Source organism: Vibrio sp. 970 (genome assembly GCF_033339075.1).
This window is the reverse complement of record NZ_JAWOTW010000237.1, coordinates 1-761: the sequence shown is the minus strand read 5'-3', so window position 1 is coordinate 761 and position 761 is coordinate 1. Positions and strand designations below refer to the sequence as shown.

At 47.6% G+C, this 761-nt stretch carries 1 protein-coding gene; it reads left to right on the top strand.

All coding sequences use genetic code 11. The annotated features are described in order from the left end of the window. Positions 1-761: cell division protein FtsZ (locus tag R7Q11_RS25910; protein ID WP_225466968.1), on the top strand; the 761-nt coding region annotated here is incomplete at both ends.

Here is a 761-nt window from a genome sequence, read left to right as displayed (position 1 = left end):
TCTGACTGTAGCGGTTGTAACAAAACCGTTCAGCTTTGAAGGCAAAAAGCGTTTAGCGTTTGCTGAGCAAGGCATCGATGAGTTATCTAAGCACGTTGACTCGTTAATTACGATTCCAAACGAGAAGCTACTTAAAGTTCTTGGTCGTGGCGTAACGTTGCTTGAAGCATTTGCGAGTGCGAATGACGTTCTTAAGAATGCAGTTCAAGGTATCGCCGAGCTAATCACTCGCCCTGGTATGATCAACGTCGACTTTGCAGACGTACGTACAGTGATGTCTGAAATGGGTCACGCGATGATGGGTAGTGGTATTGCGAAAGGTGAAGACCGAGCCGAAGAAGCGGCTGAGATGGCAATTTCTAGCCCACTTCTAGAAGATATCGATCTTGCTGGTGCTCGCGGTGTTCTTGTTAACATCACTGCTGGTCTGGACATGCGTCTTGATGAGTTTGAGACAGTGGGTAACACAGTGAAGGCATTTGCATCTGACAATGCGACCGTGGTTATCGGTACTTCTCTAGACCCAGATATGACAGATGAAATCCGTGTGACTGTAGTTGCGACAGGTATTGGCAATGAAAGAAAGCCAGATATCACGCTAGTCGCTGGTGGTACAGCAAAAGTAGCTTCGGCTCCTCAAGCTCAGCCACAACAAGTTGCGGCAACGCAAGCTGAAGAAAAGCCGGCACAAACTTTGCAGAATCAAGTGCAAGAGAAGCCACAGGTAACTCCTCAGCCGACAAACACAGTTTCTTCTTCTC